Here is an 18,710-nt window from a genome sequence, read left to right as displayed (position 1 = left end):
TATAAGGTTCGACCCTTAAACAAAACGTTCATGAAAAAGACTTATACATTAACCTTTGCACTTGCTTTTTCGATTATGTCGATAGCGATTGCCCAGGTACCGACTGCGGGTCGTAATTATGTGATGGAGACGGTTGTAAAATCAGCCGATCATAAAACAACCGCCAGCCTATCTTTGCTACCAGTAGACAGTGCTAGTCGGATCATTCAGTATTTTGATGGATTGGGCAGGCCTCTGCAGAGTGTGCAATGGCAGGGGAGCCCTTTGAAGAAGGACATCGTGCAGGCGGTGGTGTACGACGCGTTGGGCAGGGAGGAGCTGAAGTATTTGCCCTATGCCGAGCAGAGTGGCAATGATGGGAGCTTCAGGGCCTCGCCCCTGACCAACCAGTCGAGCTTTTACGGCAGCGGAAGCTGGGATGCGAACGTGGCCAAGACGGCCTATCCCTTCAGCCGCACGGTCTTTGAGGCCAGTCCGCTGAACCGCGTACTGGAGCAGGGCGCCCCGGGAGCGGTGTGGCAGCCCTACAGTGGCTCGATTGGCGGTTCCGGCCATACGGTACGGATGGTGCAGGGAGCAAACACGACGGGCGAGGTGGCCCTGTGGAAGGTGACCTCAAGTGGTGCGGAAACCTTGGCTCCCTATGGAGCGGGCAAGCTGTACAAGGGCATCAGCAGGGACGAGAACTGGAGCAGTGGGAAGTCGGGCACGACCGAGGAGTTCAGGGACTTGGAGGGCAGGGTGGTGCTGAAAAGGATCTGGGAAACGGAAAGCGTATCGCTTTCGACCTATTACATCTATGATGATTACGGGAACCTGCGCTATGTGGTGCCGCCTGCGGTAACGGCCACGAGTTTTACCGAGGCAGATGCGAACTTTAACGGCTACATCTACGGTTACCATTATGACGGTAGAAAACGGCTGATCGAGAAGAAGGTTCCCGGCAAGGGCTGGGAGTACATGGTGTACAACAAACTGGACCAACTGGTACTGAGCCAGGACAGCGTACAACGAACAAATAACCAATGGTTGTTTACCAAATACGATGCACTGGGCAGGGTGGTGATGACGGGGCTCTATACGAACGCTGGTACATGGGCGTCGGTACAGGCACTGGTGGACGCACATGTGGTGCTCTGGGAGGAAAGGGACAACCTGGGTACGACCTACGGCTCGGGCTATACGAACCTGGCATTCCCGGTATCCATCGCCTACTTCCATTCGCTGAGCTACTATGACGACTATGATTTCTTTGCGAACACCTTCGGACAGCCCAACGGCACCACGCAGGTGACCGCCGCAAGGACAATGGGACTGCCGACCGGCACCAGGACAACGGTGCTCGGCACCGGCACGATGCTGCTTACGGTAAACTACTATGACAAGGACGGAAGGGTCGTTACCACCAAGGGCGAGAACCACCTTGGCGGAACGGATGTGGTGGACAACAGCTACAACTTTGCCGGCGAACTGACTGCAAGTACCCGTACGCATACGGCAAACAGCACGACCACCACCATTGCCAACTCGTTCAGCTACGATCACATGGGCAGGAAGATCGGTACCAAAGAGAACATCAACTCCCAGGGAGAAATAACCCTGAACAAGTTGGAGTATAACGAGATCGGGCAGCTGAAACAGAAGAACCTGCACAGCACCGATGGGACGAGCTTTTACCAGAATACCAAGCTGGCCTACAACGAGCGTGGCTGGCTGAGGAACAATACCAGTGCCGAGTTCAGCATGAAGTTGGGCTATGATACGCTGAGTAGTCCTCAGTACAACGGCAACATCAGTGCCCAGCTGTGGGGCAGCGGGACGAGTTTTCCCAATGCCTTTGGCTACCAGTATGACAAACTGAACAGGCTCACCAATGGCACCAGTACGGGAATAGCCATGAGCGAGGTGCTTACCTATGATGTGATGGGCAACATCGCCACGATGAGCAGGTACGATGGGGTCACAACAAAGGTTGGCACCTATGGCTACTCGGGCAACCAGCTTACTGGCATAAGTGCTGGCGCACTGGCCACGGGAAGTTATTACTACGATGGTAATGGCAATGCCACCACCGACGGACGCAACGGGGTGACTCTTACCTACAACCATTTGAACCTGCCGGTTACCGCTACAAAGAGCGGACTGAGTTTGGCCTATACCTACGATGCAAGCGGACAGAAGCTGAGGAAGGTGAGCAGTACCTTGGGGACCACGGACTATGTGGACGGCATCCAGTACAAGAATGATGGAACGATCGACTTTATCCAAACGGAGGAGGGCAGGGCACTGAACAACAGTGGTACCTATACCTATCAATATAATCTATCTGACCATCTTGGAAATGTGCGATATAGTTTCGATATTTACGCTGGAGCGGTAAGGCCGCTACAACAGGACAATTATTACGCCTTTGGGAAAAGGCTTGGTGTTAGCGGAGGTACTAACAACTATTTGTATAATGGCAAGGAGCTGCAGGACGAACTGGGGCAGTATGATTACGGGGCAAGGTTCTATGATCCGGTGATTGGAAGGTGGAATGGCATTGACAATAAGGCGGAAAAATATCATCAGTTCTCGCCATACGCTTATGCTATCAATAATCCCTTGTCATACATTGATACTGATGGGCAAGATATTATAGTTGCTTTTACCGGTGGGCCTACCGGAGGAGGAAAAACAGTCAATCCTAACTCACAAGATGCAGGTTCCACAGGGAAAGTGATTAGGGATGCGCAGAAGTTTGCAGATGATAATGGCATTGAATTGCATACACGTGTAATTACCCCAGGATGGACCTCTGGCAGTTCTGTAGACAATGCAATGGGATTTATTAAGGAGAACTACACAAAAGGACAAAAAGTTGTCATCTATGGATATAGTTATGGCGGAGATTTTGCGGTAGAATTGTCAGAGGCGCTAAAGAAAGAAGGAATAGAAGTAAATTTGCTTGTTACTGTTGACGCATCTGATGGACCTGCTCAAAATTCGACCGTGGACACAACAGTCCCTGATAATGTAAAGGAGAATCTGAACTTTTATCAAACAAGTAATTCTGGTAAGTCATCTGGTTCCCAAAAGTCGAGCAGTAGCAGTAAAGGCAGTAGTAACAGTGGTACGAGTAATTCGCCTGGATCAAATGGAGGGCCTAATAAGGCTGAAAATTCAAAGAAGACTAAAGTAAATAATGTTAATAAATCCGGTAAGGGTGTTAATCACGGAAATATTCCAGATAAAGTAACTGAAGATGTTAAAAAGAGAATCCAACAAATATTACAGCCCCAATGAGAACAACTTTTTTTTATGGATATAGGATAATATTATTCTTTTCCGCAATATTTATATGGGTTCTTATGTATTGGGCCCGTAAAAGCGACTATGATGAGAACTATGGTTATTTCATCAACGCCATGGTGATATCAATCATATTAACGCTAGTCATTATAGCTGGATGGATATGGAAGGGAAGGCTAATACTTCAAAATAGGATCTATAGCATTATATTCCTAATAGCAGCATCGCCTCTCTCTATTCTACTCTTTATATACCTTTACCAATTTTTCATTGGCCAATACTTTAAAGTCTAGCCAATTTGCGCCAAGCCGGCAAGTTTCAGCGCATCGCCGTTGTGTGCATCAATCATTAAAATATCAAGGCCCTGCAACTTTACCGTTGCAGGGTCTTGTTGTGTAAAGGATCTAGTCCCCATTCCTTTTCTCGAAGTCTATTGTTAGCCTGTTGGTCTCCATGGTTACGAGCACCTGGTCGCCGATGTCGAACACTATGACGAGGAGGGCAGGGTGATCCAGACCAAGAGCCACAACCACCTTGGCGGGACCGATATGGTGACCAACAGCTATAGCTTTGCCGGTGAACTGACGTCCAGCACAAGAACCCACATCGCCAACAGCGTAACCACCACCATTACCAACAGCTTTACCTACGACCATATGGGCAGGATGTCTCGTCCTGAAATAGGTTTACAGATTAGGTTAGTTCGTTTCGTTAAACATTTCTACAACTTTACGATTTTATTGTAATAATTCTTCCAAGCCTTTTGGGCATCAGATTTTTTTTCACGTACCTGGTTTGGCGTATGCATTCCAAGGCTCAATCATGACCACTTGCACAAGAGTGGGACATGTTGGAGAAATTCAAGCCAGTTTCTCGATTTTTGCCAATACTTTTCTACTCTGTTTAACCGTCTTTTATGTGGGATAAATAGTCAGACTTGACTATCGCTAGCAGAATGCAGCTTGATTTTTAATCATAAGTTCCTAAATGATCCTGTTTTTTCACCTTCGTTCGCCTGATAAATGAGTGGTTCGTCACCTAATTTTGACTGTTCATCCTTGAAATATAGGCATTGGCAAAAATTTTCGCTTAGGGCGAAAGTTGTCTTTAAATTAGAAAAAAGATATAGACAATTGAAGTAAAGCTGTTCTATGGGGTTTAGCTGTCCTTTTGAAAATAAAAAAACGATGTGTGCAATAATGAGCTGAAACATTGAGGATGTTGTTTTTAAATCGGAATACTATGAGTCCAATTCTTTTCAAAAAATGCAGCATAGGAATGCTTGTTTATTTCCCGAAAAAAAATACAGCTATGTAAAATAAATGTTGCTATGGCATGCGATACCGTAGTTTTTGAAGTCATTTGATTTTGATACTAATTTATGACTATTTACTAACCTTAAAATATTCCATTTATGATTAACTGCTACATTCTAAGTGAGCTGTCTACGGTAGAAACCTTGAAAAAACACATCGAAAGATTCCCTTTGACCAAACTTATCGGCTATTCCACTGCACTGTCGATAGATTTTAATTCCATCGTAAAAAGTGAACCGAATATTATCTTTGTGGACACTTCGCTACTATTGACCTTCAAATCAACTTTGCTGAAATTGGGTCAATTAGCAACCCTGATCTATGTGTCTGATTCAAGTGGCCTTGCCTATGAGGTTTTTGAAGCCCTTGGCTTTGACTATTTGGTTAAGCCCTTATCTTTTGACAGGTTTGAAATAAGCCTGAACAAGTTTATCCGCTTGTCGCTACTGGCTCCTGCGGCAAGTTTTAAAAAAACGGAAGCGATTACTGATTCTTTTTTTATCCGCTCGGATAACAAAGGACAAAAAGAAGTCCTGATCAAGTGCAATGAGGTTATATTTATTGAAGCGCTGCAGAACTATGTGGTCTTGCATTTACTCGGCGGCAAGAAATTTATTTGCCACAATACCTTAAAAGAAATGGAAGAAAGCCTACCTGAAGCCTATTTTATCCGGGTACATAAATCTTTTATTATCAATTACGATAAAGTAACCTCGATTGAGAAAAATAATATTGTGCTCAACGAAAATGAAAAACTCAAAGTGTTGATTGGCACTACCTATAAGAAGGCATTTTTTGAAAGAAAGAACCAGAAGATGATCAAACGGAAAAATTATTTCCATACGGTGGATTATTCTAGAACCGCCTCGATTTGTTTGTTTTTCGCTGGGGTGCTATTGAGCAGCTATGACTATATGGATCAAGCCTTATTGATTTTTGCCTAATGTCTGGTTTAAGGAAAATCGTTTTGCTAGTTGTTCTGGCGTTATTCATGGGCAGTGGTTGTACAGAGTTCATTGAGCCTTCTTTAGCCAAGGCGGAGATGCGTTTGCTAGCGCCTGCCGAGGCCACTGAAAGTAACAGTTACCAGCAGACCTTTTGGTGGCAACAGCAGCAAGATGCCTTATGGTACCGGTTGCAGATCGTCACTCCTTCTTTCACACGCGTAGAAAAGTTGTTGCTAGATACTTTGGTGAGTGCCGATAAATTTACCTATACCTTGGATCCAGGCTCGTATCAGTGGCGGGTAAGGGCTGAAAATGGGAGTAGCCAAACCCCTTTTTCGACGCAAAGCTTTACCATTTATCCAGCTTCGCTAAAAGAACAAATCGTACAGGTGGTGGCTCCGGCAAACACGCTGTTTACTGCTAGTGCGGAGCTTAAATACAGTTGGTTAAACTTGTTTGGTGCGAGTGGTTACCGCTTGCAGGTGGATCAAAACAATTTTGTAGACGAGAATAAGCTGGTATTGAATGAGGTAACGGATAACTTGACCTTCACACAAACCTTGTCTTTGGAAGGTAAATACCAATTTAGGGTGCGGGCGGAAAATGCGACCGAAAACTCGAAATGGTCAGCAGTAAGAGAGTTTAGCTATGATGCCACGCCACCCCTGCAGGTGACCTTGACTAGCCCAGCCAATAAACAAACAGTGGCTACTCCGCTAACGCTTCGGTGGGATGAACTGGCCGATGCCACAAAATATGAACTGGTGGTGTATAAAAGCGATTCGACCACACTGTTTAGTTCGATTTACCCCCAGCTGGTCAGTGGAAATTCGGCTACATTTAATGCGGGTAGTGCGGGTGAAACCATCGTTTGGCGGGTCAGGGCCATAGATAGAGTGGGTAACAAAGGGGTATTTAGTGGATTCTTTAGTTTTATCGTGCAATAAGGAATGAAAAATAAAAAAGTGATGTACGGGTTACTGGTGGTCGTAGTGATCGTTTGGGGTATCATCGGATATCGGGTATTCATGGCCTCTGGGAGCCAAGAGTTACCGCCGGTCCAGGCAGCTCTACCTAAGCGTGAATATGTTCAGCTGATCAACCATGAAAACGATACCGTAAACTTAGATCTTGCCTATCGCGATCCATTTTCAGTAGCTAATGGGGACTTTATAGCGGAAGCGGCTGGAAATGCGGTAGGACTTAAAAACCCAGCGCCTGCCTTACTTATGCCCAGAACAGGGGTAAATTGGTCGACTATTCAGTACATGGGCTATATTACCAATCCTGATACCAAATTAAAAGTCGTTTTGATTAGCCTAAATGGCAAAGATTTGATGTTGGCCGAGGGCCAAAGCCTAAACGGGCTAAGACTGATTAAATATACAGGAGATTCGGTGAAGATCGAATACCAAAAAGAATCCAAATACCTTAAATTAAACTAACTTATATTAAAATGCGTCTTTCCCTGTTTACGTTTTTTTTAGTTTTACTGGCTACAGGGTCAAAGGCTCAATACGAAGGTAGAGCCCTTGATTTGGAGCATTATCAATACACCCTGGGTTACCCTGATCATAAAATCACTTTTTATGCCAGGCCTGCCGGTGAAAGCTTAAAGTTCACTGATCCAGCGAAAAACTACTACTGGTTCAGTAGTAATGAGCTCAAGATTACCCAAGGTGGATTTAGTGGAAAACTCTTGCACGGCAGCTATACTGATTTTTACCTGAACAAAAACTTAAAAGAGCAAGGTGAATTTAGGATGGGACTGAAAAATGGAATATGGAATAGGTGGACGGAAGTAGGGGTGCTGGTTGCAAAAGTTTGTTATAAGGACGGTCTGCTCGAGGGACGCTTTTATCAGTACGATAGCTTAGGTCAGCTCGCTGAAGCAGGGAAGTATCGTCAAGGAAAAATCAATGGAAAATTGAAAAAGTATATTAGTTCCGATAGCATTGTGGTGATGAACTACAAAAATGGGCTTATCCAACCTGCAGCAAAAAAGAATAAATGGTTTCAAGCGCTGTGGAAAAAGAAAACCAAGTCCACTAAAGTGGTAGACTAATGCTAAAGGCTGGAGCGCTATATTTTTCCCTGACGATTGCTTTTTTTATTGCAGTCATTTCTGCTTTACTCATTATGCTTGCTGCTCATTATAGAGGGGTCTATTTGAAGGAAATCCGTTTTGCCCGCTTAGCGGAGAATTTGGATTCAGGATCAGCGTATGTACTGGCAGACCAAAATTGGGTGGAAGGAAAAAAAATAATGGATCTGTATGGCGATGGAACAGATAGCCTACTGCTGGAGCAAAAACAATGGGGCTTGTTTGACCTTGCCGTGTTACGCTCTTTTAGATTACAGGACACGCTCCAACGGGCTTTTTTAATTGGTAGGCAAACGGATTCGGTAGCCTTATACTTAAGCGATGAGGACCGGCCACTGGCCCTGAGTGGGGATACCAAAATTACTGGGGATGTGGTCTTGCCCAAGGCGGGGATCAAAAAAGCCTATGCCGAGGGCAAGCCTTATGCCAATGTGCAAACCGTTTACGGGGGCAAAATGAGTTTTAGTGACCGTAATTTAAATGAGCTGGATCAGTCGATGTTAAAAAAACTAAAGGATCATTTGTTGCAAGATCGAGAGCGGTTGCCTTTGCTTATCCAAAGCGAATTGGTCGTTTCCTTTTTGGATTCGACCCAGTCCTTTCGTTTAGCTAAAAATGCGGAACTGAATGCGGTGGCATTAAAAGGAAACCTCATACTGTTTGCGGATTCTTCGGTAACGATTACCCGTTCTGCTCGGTTAACTGGGATACAGATCTATGCGCCTGTCATTCATATAGAAGCGGGCTTTAAGGGGAACTGTCAGTTGTTTGCTACGGAATCGATTGTAGTGGAGAAAGAAGTTGCTTTGGATTTTCCATCGGTGCTGGGGGTGATTCGAACTTCGCCATCGGTTGCCCAGCCTAACATTAGCTTAGGCGATCACGTCGTGTTTAATGGGATTATTTTTAGCCACGAGCAAAAACGATCACCGCTACAGACCCTAGTGAGTTTAGGCAAGGAAACCAAAGTGAAAGGGGAGGTATATAGTACAGGCTTAGTGAAACTAAGTAAAGGAGTGGTGATAGAGGGGAAGGTATCCTGTCATCGCTTTATCATGCAAACTCCGGTGACGCTCTATGAAAATTTCTTGATTGACGTGTTGTTGAACCGAAGGGCTAGAAGCCGTTATTATTTGAGCTCTAGGCTGTTTCAGGGGGGGCAATCGAATCATATTTTAAAATGGCTGGACTGATGAGAGAGAAAGTTCGGGCATCTACCTTGATTGAGGTATTGATTGCCCTAGTGATCATTATGGTGGTGTTTGCTTTAGCTATCCGGATTTTTGGCAATGTACTATCGAGTGGGGTTTCCTTGAAGAAAATTCAGGTGCAAAGCCAGTTGGATATCTTGGCTATGGAGGTGAAAAAGCAGGGGTATGTGGAGACTCCCCATCTGCAGATGGATAGCGTTGATTACGACTTTACGATCGATACCAGTGCTAGAGTAGGTATATCGCAGCTAACGATCGCCGCGAGTGTGCAGGGGAGGGTGCTAGCGAGGATGAAGTGTTTGTTTAAGGAAATGGAGAGACATGAAGAAAATTAAGGCCTATACCTTGCTGGAAGTGACCGTAGCGATGTTGCTATCTGCCATTTGTATCACCATTTGCTATTCGGCCTATGGAATTATTGGGAAGTATTATACCGTTTTCCAGGCCAAAAATCAGCAGGCCACTGAAGTGCTGGGTTTGAAGCAGGTGTTAGCACGGGATTTTTTAAAAAGTAGGTTCGTACTAAAAAGTGAAGATGGATTTGAATTGATTAGAGATAGTGTACTTATCCGCTATTCCTTTAGCGCAGGACATGTTTTACGACAGTTGAATACGCTGCATACCGATACCTTTCACCTGGAGCCTAGCGAACTCTTGTGTTTCTTTGAAGGTAGGCCGGTCGATGTGCCGGACACCGTAGACCAGGTCCAGTTTAAGCTTAGCCTGGCAAAGGGTGTCCGTATCCCTTTGCAGGTTAATAAAGTATACAGTGCCGAAAATTTAGTTAACTGACCATGCCGTCCATCGATATTTCCAATTATAAATCCCCGCAAAAGCGGGTGCAAAAGAAGAAACCTGCCTCGGTTTTTGAATTCATGAACAAGGATATTTCTTTTGGAAACGGGCAACTGTCTGATAAAAAGAAGGAAGGATTTTACCATGAACTCGGTACATTGATCCGTTCGGGTATCGACATCAAAACTTCGCTCGAACTTACGTCCAGTTCTGCTAGCCATGAGAAAGATAAGCAGTTGTTTGCCAGCATACAAAAGGAAGTGATTGCTGGTAAATCCCTGTCTGAAACGTTGATGGACAACCAGAAATTTAGTCGCTACGAATATTACAGTATACGTATTGGTGAAGAAACCGGGCGATTGGGGGAGGTACTCAGTGAGCTGGCCAAGTATTTTAAAAATAAAATCCAGCAACGACGAAAAATCATCGGAGCCATCACCTATCCGATGCTAGTGTTAAGTACGTCCTTTGCTGCTATATTTTTCATGATCAAATTTGTCGTCCCTATGTTTGCCGATGTTTTTAAACGCTTTGGGGGAAAACTGCCTTATATTACTTCACTGATCGTTGGTTTTTCGGACTGGTTTGATCGTTATATCTACCTCTTGCTGTTGTTGGTGATGGGTTTGATTGCTTTTTACGTGATCAATCGGAAAACGGTTTGGTTCAAAAAATATGTTTCCCTTGGTTTATTACGCATGCCGATTGTGGGCGATATTCTCAAAAAGATCTATCTGGCCCGTTTTGCAAATACCATGCGTTTATTAACGGGGACGAGTACGCCCTTGTTGCAGGCTCTAGGCATGGTGCGTCAGATGATTACGTTTTATCCCATTGAGCAGTCTTTGATCGTTGCAGAAAAGGATATTCTATTGGGTTTAAGTTTGTCGGCGACGCTGGCCAAAGCTGATTTTTATCCAGTCAAGTTTATTCAAATGATCAAAATTGCAGAAGAAGTGAACAAATTGGAACATTTCTTTGAACAATTGGCCAGTCAATATACCGAAGAAGTGGAATACAAGACAAATGCCATTAGTAGTATGCTGGAACCTTTGATCATTATTTTTTTAGGTTTGGCAGTGGGTGTGATTCTTATTGCAATGTACTTGCCAATGTTTCAAATGAGCAATAGTTTTTAAGAGAAGTTTGAGACATGACTTAAGCGGTCAAACTCTAATTAAAAGTTGTCAGTTAAAGTAACTACTGCGACATAGCTAAGCTAGTATGTCGATAAATTTTCCCATACTTTATCACCTTTCACGCAGAATCTGTAAAAAGAATGCCAAAAAATCTTTCAAAAATGTCCAATTTTTAAAAATGCGGTCAGCTGAAACGCTAGTTTGTCATTAGATTTCAATCGTTCGTCAACACAAAACTACAATTGGCAAAAAAAAACCTTTCTAGGCTCGGTCAATGCTAGATTAGAGGTATACGAAATCCATTAACATCAATCAAATTAAAATAGGATGAAGAATTTAATACTACTCTTTTGCTGTTGTTGTATAACGGCAATCTGTTTTGGTCAATCTATGAAATTGGATGGACCTTACCTACAATCACCTAATGCCGCTTCAATGGGTATTTATGGTAAAGTAGATGTTAGCTCTTTTACGGGGATCCCTAATATCCGTATTCCAGTATTGTCTTTAACCCAGGGTGATATTCCTATCACTGCCGAACTCCGTTATATGGCCGGTGGGGTTAAACCCGAAGAACATCCAAGTTGGGTTGGTCAGAATTGGACATTAAGTGTAGGTGGTGTGGTAACCCGTAAAAGAAACGGTGGGGTAGATGAAGTCAGGGTCGATAATTTTACAAATCAGAACATTTTTGCCTATTATTTTAATTATGGTGGGCTAAATACCACTGCCTGGAATACACCGACTTTTATGAATAACTATTTAGGCAATGATGTTAGTAATGGTCTTTTTACCCAACTATCGCCAGATGAATTTATGTTTACCTTGCCAAATGGTAAATCGGGCAGCTTTTTCAAGAATGATCAAGGAACTTGGTCTGTCAAGGGAAATCAGCCTGGCCTCATGAAAATTAACGTTTCTTTAAGCCCAACAAGCCCTTTATTAATACTGAATAGCGTCGTCAAACCAGTTAATTATCAGGAAATCAACCAGATTATTTACAAAATTGAGATTACAGATGATGAAGGATATGTATTTACGTTTGGAGGAGATATTGATGCCATTGAATTTATAAGAGAACGTTTAAGTGCAGGCCTTGCTCAAAACAATGTGATCGCCAATGCATGGAATCTTGTTAAGATTACTAGTCCAAAGGGAAATGAGGTTAATTTTAGTTACGAACGTGGACCTCATCAATTTATCCAAAATGTTTCTTACGGACATACACTCAGTTATAACATTAATGGAGCTACCTGTTCAGGCTATGTAATCAATCCCTTACAATACAGTGGTTATGTAATTACACCAACCTACCTGAAAGAAATAACCAGTGGTTCATTTAAGGTGAGCTTTGAGAAACAAGTGAGCAATGAACTAAAATATCCCTACGGTTTACCACAGCCGCAACCTTCCGCTAATGCGTTTAATGGGTTTGCCTACGGTGATTTTAGTGATGCGCATTATGGGCCTGGTGTGTATACAAACGGTCAACAGTTGCTAGATGTAAACCCTCATACTGACTATAAGCTTAAAACAATAACGATAGCCGATGGCAACGATCTAATCAAGGAACGGTATGCATTCACCTATAACAATGATACGCAGAGTTTACCCAATGAAAGATTGTTTCTAGAGAGTTTCCGCCGAACAACGCCATTAGTATTGATTGACGACCAGGAGCCGAGTACAGACATTGCTTATAAATTTAAATATAATGATAAACACCTACTGCCAGCGTACAATTCGCTAATGGTAGATCAATGGGGCTATTACAATGGCAAACCTTATCCTATTACCAATTTGAGTGTAAATCTTGCTACTTTGAATGCACAACTTGCAGCAGATTTCGATTATGCCAAACTAGGTTCGCTTTCAGAAATTACCTACCCAACTGGCGGGAAAAGTACGTTCGAATATGAATTAAATGATTATAGTGCCTATATCAAAAAAGCGCCAAACACTTTGTCGTTGGTTAGTGGATCGGGTACTGGTGGAGGTTTAAGAATCAAAAAAATTAGCAATTATAGCGAAGATGGTGTTTTTACCTTTAAACAATACGTATACAATAGTGAGGCGACAGGTGTTTCTAGCGGTATACTAGCGGGTTTAAAGCAGATTTATTATAAAGCACAGATCGGTCAACCTGGCGGCAACATTGCTTACGCAGAATATGTTTCCAATAACAGCATCAGTGATTTAAACTATACCAATGGTAGAGATGTAGTGTACTCAGAGGTGAAAGAAATCAATGAAGATGGCTCGTGGACCATCTATAAATATTCAAACTCTGATAATGTAGACTATAGGGATGAAGTACCTAATTATATTTTTACCCAAGGTATTGGTGTAAACTCCAGTGCTGAGTATGGAACGTATTCGTTCACATTTGATCCTTCTTACACTTATCCTTTGATTTCTCATACCTCTAGAGAATTAGAGCGTGGACAACTATTGTCAAAAGAGATACATGCTGCTGATGGTAAATTGGTATACAAAGAGGTTAACCAATACAGGGACGATGCTGGCAGATACAATGAATATGTAAAATCATTTAACTATGCTGGGCAACAGATCAGCTGTAGTTTGGGCTTTTTATATGAGCGCTATGTAGAACCGGTAAAGATCTATACTTTTTTTCCCTATCTAAAAACGCAAACGATTTATAACTATGATTTAAACGAAAACATTACGACGACCCTTGTAAAGCAGAATGTCTATGACAACAATTATAAGGTGTTAAAGGAAGACTCTTACATTAACAGTAAAGGAGAAACCAACAAAACCGAGTATAAATACCCTTTTGATTTTGGATCCAATACAGTTCTTCAAGGTATGCTTGCTAAAAATATCATGTCCAAGGTAGTGGAAAGAACGAATTATACCAATTCGACATCTATACAGACCGAGAGGGTCAATTTTTCTTTGCAGAATACCTCTATGTACCTGCCGGTAAGTACAGAAGTACAAGTAGGCACCAATACGCCAAGTGTAACAGCATATGAGCATGATAACCATGGGAATCTTGCTTCTTTGCAGACACAAGGCGGCACGAAAACAAGTTATGTATGGTCGTATCAACAACAATATCCAATCGTCAAGGCTATAAATGCGGCTAAAGAAGAATTATTTGCTGAAAATTTTGAAAACACAGGAGCCTCAGGAGTTACGACGGGTTTGGCGCATACTGGTCAAAAATTTTGGCTAGGATCCGTATATAGTTTAAGCTGGAGTTTGCCAAATGCGAAAAGTTATGTTTACAGTTATTGGTACAGAAGTAATGGAAAATGGTATTATAAAGACCCATTGGCTTTTACGGGCGCTGCTAGCCTGACAAATGGTGATGCTTATGATGATATTTTGGTTTACCCTGCTGATGCATTGGTTTCGAGCTATACCTATGATCCATTGGTAGGTAAAACAAGTGAAATAGATGCCAAAGGGCAAACTAGCTATTACACTTACGATGATATGAACAGGCTGTTGACCATTAAAGATCAAACGGGTGCTATCATCAAATATTATCGTTACAACTATAAACAGCCATTTGTAAACGAAGTCCAGTCTCAGGCCTTTACTAAAAATAACTGCACCAGCGGCCAGGGAAGTACTGTAAATTATGTGGTACCAGCGGGTGCCTTTACATCTTTAGAAAGCGTAGCTGCTGCTAATGCTTTGGCTTTGGCCAGTATAGCGGCTAATGGACAGAATTATGCCAATACCAATGGAATCTGTCAAAATATTTACGTTAAGAAAGTAATTACTGGAACTGGTAGTGCCATTATTGGAGGATATCAGCACGATTATGTAGAATATTCGGCGTTTTTCTACTCAGATGAAGCCTGTACGCAGCCTTATACCCTAACTAGTCCTTTAACGGTAAGGTTTGCTGAAACTGGGTTGACAACCTATGCGAATGGTAATCCTTCATTGCCTTTTTATCACGAATATCCGGCGTATGTTTCTTCAGGGGTATCGAGTACACAGCTAATGAGTGCCTGGAGCTATTGTGAAGGAGGTCTCATTTTAATCGAGAAATCAAAAACCACACAAAAAGGCCTTCCGCCGCCGCCAGATGATCCGGGTTATTGCTACTCATCTAGTGTTTCACTGGTAAATGGTACGGGGTATATTGTAAAAGCTTATTAATCTCACGTTCATGAAAAAGACTTATACATTAACCTTTGCACTTAGTTTTTCGATTATTTCGACAGTAATTGCCCAGGTACCGACTGCGGGTCGTAATTATGTGATGGAGACGGTTGTAAAATCAGCCGATCATAAAACAGCCGCCAGCCTATCTTCGCTACCAGTAGACAGTGCGAACCGGAGCATACAGTACCTGGACGGGTTGGGCCGTCCTTTGCAGAGTGTGCAATGGCAGGGGAGCCCTTTGAAGAAGGACATTGTTCAGACGGTGGTGTACGACGCGTTGGGTAGGGAGGAGCTGAAGTATTTGCCCTATGCCGAGCAGAGTGGTAGCGATGGGAGTTTCAAGGCATCGCCTTTGAGTAGCCAGGCGAGTTTTTATGGCACAAGTAGCTGGGATGCGAACGTGGCCAAAACGGCCTACCCTTTCAGTCGCACGGTCTTTGAGGCCAGTCCGCTGAACAGGGTGCTGGAGCAGGGTGCCCCTGGAGCGGTGTGGCAGCCGTACAGTAGCTCGATAGCAAACTCTGGCCATACGGTGCGGATGGTGCAGGGAGCAAACACGACGGGCGAGGTGGCCCAGTGGAGCGTTATCTCGGGCGGTGCCCAGACTCTGGGTGCCTATTATGGAGCAGGCAAGCTGTACAAGAGCATCAGTAAAGATGAAAACTGGAGTAGTGGCAAGTCGGGTACAGTGGAAGAGTTCAAGGACATGGAGGGCAGGGTGGTGTTGAAACGGATCTGGGAGAGCGAGAGTGTATCGCTCAATACCTATTATATCTACGATGATTATGGGAACCTGCGCTATGTGGTTCCCCCAGCGGTCACGGCCACGAGCTTCAGCGATACGGATGCGAACTTCACAAATTATATCTATGGTTACCGTTACGATGGCAGAAAGCGGTTGATCAAGAAGAAGGTTCCAGGAAAGGGTTGGGAGCATATGGTGTACAACAAGCTGGATCAGCTGGTGCTGAGCCAGGACAGTGTGCAGCGAACTTCGAACCAGTGGTCCTTTGTCAAGTATGATGCTTTGGGCAGAACGATCATGACGGGGCTCTATACGAACGCTGGCACATGGACGACGGTGCAGGCCCTGGTGGAGGCACATGTTGTGCTCTGGGAGGAAAGGGACAACCTGGGTATGGCGACCTATGGCACAGGCTATACGAACCTGGCCTTCCCGGTATCTGTAGCCTACTTCCATTCGCTGAGCTACTATGACGACTATGATTTCTTTGCGAACACCTTCGGACAGCCCAACGGCACTACGCAGGTGTTAGCCAGCAGAACAAGGGGACTGCCGACCGGCACCAGGACCACGGTGCTTGGCACGGGCACGATGCTGCTGACGGTGAACTACTATGACGCGGATGGCAGGGTAGTTACCACCAAGAGCGAGAACCACTTGGGCGGCACTGATGTGGTGGACAACAACTATAACTTTGCTGGCGAGCTTACCGCAAGTACCCGTACGCATACTGCAAACAGTGTTACCACTACCATTGCCAATACCTTCACTTATGACCACATGGGCAGGAAGATCAGTACCAAGGAGAACATCAACTCCCAGGGAGAGGTTACCCTGAACAGGTTGGTCTACAACGAGATCGGGCAGTTGATAAACAAGAAATTGCACAACGAACTGCAAAATACCAGTTATGCTTATAACGAGCGGGGCTGGTTAAAAAGCAGTACCTCTGATCAGTTTAGCATTGCTTTAAGTTACAATGATGGTACGCTACCCCAGTTTAATGGTAATATTGCCAATCAAAATTGGGGAACAGCAAGCAGTTTGCCAAATATTTATACCTATGATTACGACAAGCTAAACCGTTTAAAAAGCGGAACAAGTACCGGGATTAGCATGAGCGAAGTATTGACTTATGATGTGATGGGTAATATCAATACAATGAACAGAGATGCAGGAGGAATAGCTACCTATAGTTATAGTGGTAACCAAATGACGGATATAAGTGGAGGTGGATTAACTACGGGCAGCTACAGTTACGATGCCAATGGCAATGCCATTATCGATGGGCGTAATAGCGTAACACTAACCTACAACCATTTGAATCTGCCGGTAACGGCAACCAAGAGCGGCCTGAGTTTAGCCTATACTTACGATGCCACCGGGAAAAAACTAAAAAAGGTAAGTAGTACCGCAGGAACGACGGACTACGTCAATGGGATCCAGTACATCAACGGGACGATAGACTTCATCCAGACCGAAGAAGGGCGGGCGGTGAAGGATGTCTCTGACAATTACAAATATGAGTACAATCTCAGTGACCATCTTGGAAATGTGCGATATAGTTTCGATATTTACGTTGGAGCTGTCAGGAGGATTCAGAGCGATGACTATTACGCCTTTGGACTGAGGAAATCTGTTAGCCCGGTAGTGTTGGATAACAACTATCTGTACAATGGTAAGGAACTGCAGGACGAACTGGGGCAGTATGACTACGGTGCAAGGTTCTATGATCCGGTGATAGGCAGGTGGAATGTGATTGACCCATTGGCGGAGGTAAGCAGGAGGTTTAGTCCTTATGTTTATGGAAAGAATAACCCTATTATGTTTATCGACCCTGATGGGATGTTTGATGTTCACATTAATGGCGATAAAGCAGATGAAGCCACTAAACAACTTCAAGCATCAACAAGTTTAAAGCTTTCAAGGAATGAGGAGACAGGTCAAATTACCGCAACAGGTAAAGCGAAAACTGATGTAGATAAAAAGCTACAAGAGGCTATTAATGATAAAAACGTTGATGTTCGAGTAGATGCCACGTCCTCAAATTTTACATCTGACGGAAAATGGTTTGTAGGTGGGGCTTATGGAGGTAGTACAGTTGGAAAAGATGGGAAAACATATACTAATCAAACAGTAAACCCAGATATGACATCAAAAATAGATGAATTTTATGGCGCAAAAAAAGGTAGCTCGATTATGCACGAAGTCATTGAATCTTACATTGGGGGAGTTGACTCACCAGGAAAAGGAGGGCCAACATTTGACAATACTACACCAGAATTTAAAGCATATAAAAGTGCACACGATAAGACAGATGGGATACTGACGTGGCACATCGTACCTGAAATATCACAAGACCCAAAGACAGGACATCTGTATATTAACAAGCCACATCCAATTATGCCAAAACTGAACATAGAATTATTGATTAATGACTTATCAAAAAAGAAATGAAAAAAATAGGCTACTTAATTCTTTTTGTATTTACTGGGTGTGCTTCAGCTATCAAAACAAAAATGGATTTTAATGTTTTAAACTGCCATATTATAGAAATAAAGGAATATGGAAATACTTTTCGGCTTAAGGCATTGAATAAAGAAAAGGACACGGTATTGATAATTTCTTTAAAGGAGGTCTATTATAATAAAAATAGCTATAAAAAACCCGTGCTGGAAAATTTACAAGAAATTCAGTTGGATAAGGAATATAACTTTTATGTAACACAAAAAAAACCACTTGTGTCAACAATGGAACAGTTAGGGGCCTTTATAGTTGTTGAAAACGATACCCTTTGGTCATCTCGATCATATAAAGATATACCACTCTCTTTTATATCGCATAATACAATTGGTAAATACTATAGTCCTAAAGCCACCAATTGAACCAAATTGATGATAACTCTGCCGTGGGTGCACCTAATCGGGGATATAACAGTGCGAGGATTACAAATGTGAATAGCAGCAGCAATAATGTTTCTACAAATGAAAGACCATATTTAGGAAAGAGG

At 43.3% G+C, this 18,710-nt stretch carries 13 protein-coding genes; 12 read left to right on the top strand and 1 reads right to left on the bottom strand.

The window, feature by feature from the left end:
• Positions 1-30: 30 nt before the first annotated feature.
• Positions 31-3,285 (top strand): DUF6443 domain-containing protein, encoded by a 3,255-nt coding sequence (locus GM921_RS09890; protein ID WP_182922486.1) that lies wholly within the window; start codon positions 31-33, stop codon positions 3,283-3,285.
• 295 nt (positions 3,286-3,580) lie between these two features.
• On the opposite strand, the gene GM921_RS17550 is transcribed toward GM921_RS09890, so the two are convergent.
• Positions 3,581-3,706 (bottom strand): hypothetical protein, encoded by a 126-nt coding sequence (locus GM921_RS17550; protein ID WP_262890411.1) that lies wholly within the window; start codon positions 3,704-3,706, stop codon positions 3,581-3,583.
• A 999-nt stretch (positions 3,707-4,705) separates the two neighbouring features.
• On the opposite strand from GM921_RS17550, the gene GM921_RS09885 reads away from it, so the two are divergent.
• The 11 genes from GM921_RS09885 to GM921_RS09835 all read left to right on the top strand — a co-directional run bounded on the left by GM921_RS09885 (position 4,706) and on the right by GM921_RS09835 (position 18,585).
• Positions 4,706-5,551: a LytR/AlgR family response regulator transcription factor gene (locus tag GM921_RS09885; protein WP_182922485.1), complete on the top strand. Its 846-nt coding sequence runs from the start codon at positions 4,706-4,708 to the stop codon at positions 5,549-5,551.
• Complete coding sequence (locus GM921_RS09880; protein WP_182922484.1) at positions 5,551-6,501, top strand: fibronectin type III domain-containing protein; 951 nt, start codon at positions 5,551-5,553, stop codon at positions 6,499-6,501. Before GM921_RS09885 ends, GM921_RS09880 begins: the two co-directional genes overlap by 1 nt.
• Positions 6,502-6,504: 3 nt before the next feature.
• Entirely contained in the window at positions 6,505-6,999 is a 495-nt protein-coding gene (locus GM921_RS09875; protein ID WP_182922483.1) for a hypothetical protein, read from the top strand.
• 11 nt (positions 7,000-7,010) lie between these two features.
• On the top strand, positions 7,011-7,619 hold the full coding sequence (locus GM921_RS09870) for a toxin-antitoxin system YwqK family antitoxin (RefSeq protein ID WP_182922482.1): 609 nt from the start codon (positions 7,011-7,013) through the stop codon (positions 7,617-7,619).
• A complete protein-coding gene (locus tag GM921_RS09865) occupies positions 7,619-8,851 on the top strand; it encodes a hypothetical protein (RefSeq protein ID WP_182922481.1) in 1,233 nt (410 codons plus the stop codon). The genes GM921_RS09870 and GM921_RS09865 overlap by 1 nt, the downstream gene beginning before the upstream one ends.
• The gene (locus GM921_RS09860; RefSeq protein WP_182922480.1) at positions 8,851-9,204 is read left to right on the top strand and encodes a type II secretion system protein; all 354 of its coding nucleotides are present in this window, start codon (positions 8,851-8,853) and stop codon (positions 9,202-9,204) included. The genes GM921_RS09865 and GM921_RS09860 overlap by 1 nt, the downstream gene beginning before the upstream one ends.
• Positions 9,191-9,661: a PulJ/GspJ family protein gene (locus GM921_RS09855; protein WP_182922479.1), complete on the top strand. Its 471-nt coding sequence runs from the start codon at positions 9,191-9,193 to the stop codon at positions 9,659-9,661. The genes GM921_RS09860 and GM921_RS09855 overlap by 14 nt, the downstream gene beginning before the upstream one ends.
• 2 nt (positions 9,662-9,663) lie before the next feature.
• The gene (locus GM921_RS09850) at positions 9,664-10,803 is read left to right on the top strand and encodes a type II secretion system F family protein (RefSeq protein ID WP_182922478.1); all 1,140 of its coding nucleotides are present in this window, start codon (positions 9,664-9,666) and stop codon (positions 10,801-10,803) included.
• A 327-nt stretch (positions 10,804-11,130) separates the two neighbouring features.
• Positions 11,131-14,949, top strand: coding sequence for a DUF5977 domain-containing protein (locus GM921_RS09845; protein WP_182922477.1), 3,819 nt, complete (start codon positions 11,131-11,133; stop codon positions 14,947-14,949).
• Between the two features lie 10 nt (positions 14,950-14,959).
• The gene (locus tag GM921_RS09840) at positions 14,960-18,157 is read left to right on the top strand and encodes a DUF6443 domain-containing protein (protein WP_182922476.1); all 3,198 of its coding nucleotides are present in this window, start codon (positions 14,960-14,962) and stop codon (positions 18,155-18,157) included.
• Positions 18,154-18,585, top strand: a complete 432-nt coding sequence (locus GM921_RS09835; RefSeq protein WP_182922475.1) for a hypothetical protein — start codon at positions 18,154-18,156, stop codon at positions 18,583-18,585. The genes GM921_RS09840 and GM921_RS09835 overlap by 4 nt, the downstream gene beginning before the upstream one ends.
• Positions 18,586-18,710 lie beyond the last annotated feature (125 nt).

It is taken from the genome of Pedobacter planticolens (assembly GCF_014172375.1).
Classification (GTDB): domain Bacteria; phylum Bacteroidota; class Bacteroidia; order Sphingobacteriales; family Sphingobacteriaceae; genus Pedobacter; species Pedobacter planticolens.
This window is presented reverse-complemented; position numbering and strand designations above follow the sequence as displayed.